Genomic DNA, 4477 nt, shown 5'->3' on the forward strand with positions numbered 1-4477 from the left:
GTCCTGGTACCATCTCAGCAGGGCGATGATCTCGGCGGGCTGCACGGCTGATTCGCTGATCCTGTCCATGCGCTAGAAGCCGCCGGGCCGCCCGGCCTGTCAACCCCGGCGGCCGAAGCTGCCGCAGCGTCGGCGGGGCTTCCGCGTCGCAACCGGAGCCAAAGCCGGCGCGACATGATCGGCCATTCGATTCCGGGGATGCATTTCTGTAGCATGCCGCCAACCGAACGACAGGGACGCGCGATGGAACGCGAATCGATGGAATACGACGTCGTGATCGTGGGCGCGGGGCCGGCGGGCCTCGCGGCGGCGATCCGGCTGAAGCAGAAGGCGGCGGAGGCGGGGCGCGAGGTCAGCGTCTGCGTGCTGGAGAAGGGGTCCGAGGTCGGCGCCCACATCCTGTCGGGCGCGGTGCTGGACCCGCGCGCGCTGAACGAACTGATCCCCGACTGGAAGGACAAGGGCGCGCCGCTGGACACCCCGGTGACGCAGGACGAATTCCACTACTACACCGGCGTCAGCAGCTTCCGCTTTCCGAATTTCGGACTGCCGAAGGAGCTGCACAACCACGGCAACTACATCGTCAGCATGGGCTTGGTGACGCGCTGGATGGCGCAGCAGGCCGAGGCGCTGGGGGTGGAGATCTATCCCGGCTTCGCCGCCGCCGAGGTGCTGTACCACGAGGACGGGTCGGTCAAGGGCGTGGCCACCGGCGACATGGGCATCGGCAAGGACGGGCAGCCGACCGGCAACTACACGCCGGGCATGGAGCTGCACGCCAAGTACACGCTGATCGGCGAGGGCGTTCGCGGCTCCCTGGCCAAGACGCTGATGGAGCGCTTCGCCCTGCGCGCCGACTGCGACCCGCAGACCTTCGGCCTGGGCGTGAAGGAAGTGTGGGAGGTGAAGCCGGAGAACCACCGGCCCGGCCTGGTGCAGCACGGCTTCGGCTGGCCGCTGGACAACGAGACCTATGGCGGCAGCTGGATCTACCATTTCGGCGAGAACCTGGTCTCGATCGGCTATGTCGTCGCGCTGGATTACAAGAACCCGTACCTGTCGCCCTTCGAGGAGTTCCAGCGCTTCAAGACCCACCCGCTGATCCGCCCGACCCTGGAGGGCGGCAAGCGCCTGGCCTATGGCGGCCGCGCCATCAACGAGGGCGGGCTGCAGTCGATCCCGAAGCTGACCTTCCCGGGCGGCTGCCTGATCGGCTGCTCCGCCGGCTTCGTCAACGTGCCGCGGATCAAGGGCAACCACACCGCGATGAAGAGCGGCATGGTCTGCGCCGAGGCGGTGTTCGACGCGCTGGCCGAGGGCCGCGAAGGCCATGACGAGGTGACCGCCTATCCGGAGCGGCTGAAGGCGAGCTGGCTGTGGCGGGAGCTGACGGTGGTGCGCAACTGCCGCCCGGCCTTCCGCTGGGGCACCCTCCTGGGCACGCTCTATTCCGGCCTCGAGCTGTGGACCCGCGGCAAGCTGCCCTGGACCCTGCATCACAAGCACGCCGACAACGAGACGCTGCGCCCGGCCGCCCAGTCGAAGAAGATCGATTATCCGAAGCCGGACGGGGTGATCACCTTCGACCGCCTCTCCTCGGTGTTCCTGTCGAACACCAACCATGAGGAGAACCAGCCGTCGCATCTGAAGCTGAAGGACCCGTCGATCCCGATCGCCTACACCCTGAAGGTGTTCGACGAGCCGGCGCAACGCTACTGTCCTGCCGGGGTGTACGAGGTGGTGCGGAACGAGGACGGCAGCGACCCGCGCTTCGTGATCAACGCGCAGAACTGCGTGCACTGCAAGACCTGCGACATCAAGGATCCGAAGCAGAACATCGTCTGGACCGTGCCGGAGGGCGGCGGGGGCCCGAATTACCAGATGATGTGAGGCGAACCACCGCTACCGCCGGGGTGTTGTTCCATCGGCACGCACAGATTATTGTGCGGATGGATCATTGCAGGACCAGAATGACGGACGCCCCCACCACCACCCCCGTCGACCGGCTGATCGGGGCCGGGCTGCGGCCGACCCGCCAGCGCGTGGCGCTGGCGCGGCTGCTGTTCGACGGCTGCGACCGCCACGTCACCGCCGAGGGGCTGCACGGCGAGGCGCTGGCGGCCGGCCAGGCCATGGCGCTGGCCACCGTCTACAACACCCTGCACCAGTTCACCGAGGCCGGCCTGCTGCGGGAGGTGGTGGTCGAGGCCGGGCGGTCCTACTTCGATACCAACATCCACGACCACCATCATTTCTACCACGAATCGACCGGCGAGCTGCGCGACGTCCATGGCGACGCCGTGGTGGTCTCGGCCCTGCCGGACGCCCCGGCCGGCACCCGCATCGCCCGGGTCGACGTGGTGATCCGCCTGACGGATGAAGCCTGACGGCGCCGTGACCGCCGCGCCGCGCATCGACGGGCTGCTCGAGACCGCGCTCTACGTCGCCGACCTCGACCGCTCCGCCGCCTTCTACGAGCAGGTGCTGGGCCTGCGGGTGATGCTGCGCAGTCCGCGGCTGGTGGCGCTGGACGCCGGGCGCCGGGGCGTGCTGCTGCTGTTCCTGGCCGGTGCCACCTCCGAGGATGTGGTCGACGCTTCCGGCACCATCCCGGGGCATGAGGGCACGGGGCGGCTGCACATGGCCTTCGCCGTGCCGGCCGGCGGACTCGACGCCTGGCGCGAACGCCTGGCCGAGGCCGGCGTGGCCCTGACCGGGGAGATGGCTTGGCCGCGCGGCGGCGCCAGCCTCTACTTCTCCGACCCCGATGGCCATGTCATCGAGCTGGCAACCCCTGGGCTGTGGCCGAACTACTGAGGCTTCAAACCGCCGATGCGCGGCGCGGCCAGCGGAAGCGCGCGACGGTCCCGGCGACAAGAACGGAGATGCCGCCCAGCGCCAAGCCCACCACGACGTCGCCGACGGTGTGGCCGCCCACCGTCATGACCGCGGCGACGGCCAGGATCAACGCCACCGCGACCGCGACGCGGGCCCGCGTCCAGCGTGGCCAGACCAGCGCCGCCAGCGTCGCCACCGCCACCACGACCAGTGCCGAGTGGCCGCTGGGCAGCACCACCCCGACCTGGCCGAATCCTTCCGGATGCCAGTCGACGGCGGCCCGCGCGGCCCGGACCGTGACGACGGCCATGGCCAGCGCCGCCAGGCTGAACACGGCCAGCCGCCGACGGCCGTGCGCCAGGGCGACCGCCGCGACGATCACCTGCAGCGGCACCACGACGTACCACCAGCCCAGCAGGCCGATCGACATCAGAAGAACGATCGGTTTCATGCCGACATCATCCCATGCGCGGGGCCTCGGATGAAGGGGCATGGCAGCGCAGGCGATATCGCCCTATCTCACTTTCCACAGCCTCCGCATGGCTTCATCGAGCAGAAGGCGTTTCCGATTCGCCGGCCGAACGTTTAGTAAGAGACGCCCTGGGACCAGTGAACCGCCCGCATGTCCGCCAGCTTTTCCGTCGCCGTCGTCCTGCTGAAGCTTCTGGCCACCGCCGCCGGACCGGAGCTGCACCTGCCCGACGCCAGCCAGCTCGCCGCCTATCAGCCGCCCGAAACCACCCGGATCTACGCCGCCGACGGGTCGCTGCTGCGCGAATATTATGTCGAGAACCGGGTGGTGGTGCCGCTGTCGAGCCTGCCGCCCTATCTGGTGCAGGCCTTCATCTCGGCCGAGGACCAGAATTTCCGGCACCATCACGGCGTCGATCCCGCCGGCCTGGCCCGCGCCGTGGTCGCCAACGTCAAGAACCTGCGCAGCGGCCGGCGGCTCGAGGGCGGCTCGACCATCACCCAGCAGGTGGCCAAGAACCTGCTGCTGACCAACGAGGTCAGCGCCCTGCGCAAGATCCGCGAGCTGATCCTCGCCTTCGAGATCGAGCACGACTTCTCCAAGGACCAGATCCTGGAGATGTATCTCAACGAGATCTATCTCGGCCGCGGCGCCTACGGCGTCGGCGCGGCCTCGGCCCGCTATTTCGGCAAGCCGCCGGTCGAGCTGTCGCTGTCCGAGGCGGCGTTCCTGGCGGCGCTGCCGAAGGCACCGAACAACTACAACCCGGTCACCCGGCCGGAGGCCGCGCGCGCCCGCCGCGACTACGTGCTGGACCGCATGGCCCAGGACGGCGCCATCACCGCGGAGCAGGCGGCGGCCGCCAAGGCCGAGCCGCTGGCGGTGCGGGCCCAGGCGCCGCTGGAAACCGTGCACGCCCCCTATTTCGCCGAGGAGGTGCGCCGGTCGCTGCGCCGCTCCTTCGGCAACGACCAGCTTTATCGCGGCGGGCTGGCGGTGCGCACCACGCTGGACCCGCGGCTGCAGGTCTTCGCCGACCGGGCGCTGCGCGCCGGGCTGGAGCGGTTCGACCGCAACCGCGGCTGGCGCGGGCCGATCACCAACATCTCGGCGATGCTGGACCTGCCGGCCTCGGCCGAGGCCGTGGCGCAGGCCGAGGCCGCCCAG

At 69.6% G+C, this 4477-nt stretch carries 5 protein-coding genes; 4 read left to right on the forward strand and 1 reads right to left on the reverse strand.

Features of this window, described 5'->3' with window-relative positions:
• Window positions 1-243 precede the first annotated feature (243 nt).
• The 3 genes from P409_RS27525 (at window position 244) to P409_RS27535 (ending at window position 2817) form a co-directional block, all read left to right on the forward strand.
• Window positions 244-1890 (forward strand): electron transfer flavoprotein-ubiquinone oxidoreductase, encoded by a 1647-nt coding sequence (locus P409_RS27525; RefSeq protein ID WP_034845919.1) that lies wholly within the window; start codon window positions 244-246, stop codon window positions 1888-1890.
• Between the two features lie 80 nt (window positions 1891-1970).
• Window positions 1971-2387, forward strand: a complete 417-nt coding sequence (gene irrA, locus P409_RS27530) for an iron response transcriptional regulator IrrA (RefSeq protein ID WP_034845921.1) — start codon at window positions 1971-1973, stop codon at window positions 2385-2387.
• Window positions 2377-2817, forward strand: coding sequence for a VOC family protein (locus P409_RS27535; RefSeq protein ID WP_034845923.1), 441 nt, complete (start codon window positions 2377-2379; stop codon window positions 2815-2817). Before irrA ends, P409_RS27535 begins: the two co-directional genes overlap by 11 nt.
• A 4-nt stretch (window positions 2818-2821) precedes the next feature.
• Here the strand turns inward: P409_RS27535 and P409_RS27540 are convergent, their stop codons facing one another.
• Entirely contained in the window at window positions 2822-3289 is a 468-nt protein-coding gene (locus P409_RS27540) for a phosphatase PAP2 family protein (RefSeq protein WP_034845925.1), read from the reverse strand.
• A 171-nt stretch (window positions 3290-3460) separates the two neighbouring features.
• On the opposite strand from P409_RS27540, the gene P409_RS27545 reads away from it, so the two are divergent.
• Window positions 3461-4477: transglycosylase domain-containing protein (locus tag P409_RS27545; RefSeq protein WP_193366529.1), on the forward strand; the 1017-nt coding region annotated here is incomplete at its 3' end.

This window comes from Inquilinus limosus MP06, assembly GCF_000767795.1.
In the GTDB taxonomy this organism is placed as follows: domain Bacteria; phylum Pseudomonadota; class Alphaproteobacteria; order DSM-16000; family Inquilinaceae; genus Inquilinus; species Inquilinus limosus_E.

Excerpts from the sequence above, each read along its gene's own strand:
- P409_RS27525 (WP_034845919.1), top strand. The coding sequence starts at position 244 with ATGGAACGCGAATCGATGGAATACGACGTCGTGATCGTGGGCGCGGGG.
- irrA (WP_034845921.1), top strand. The coding sequence starts at position 1,971 with ATGACGGACGCCCCCACCACCACCCCCGTCGACCGGCTGATCGGGGCC.
- P409_RS27535 (WP_034845923.1), top strand. The coding sequence starts at position 2,377 with ATGAAGCCTGACGGCGCCGTGACCGCCGCGCCGCGCATCGACGGGCTG.
- P409_RS27540 (WP_034845925.1), bottom strand. The coding sequence starts at position 3,289 with ATGAAACCGATCGTTCTTCTGATGTCGATCGGCCTGCTGGGCTGGTGG.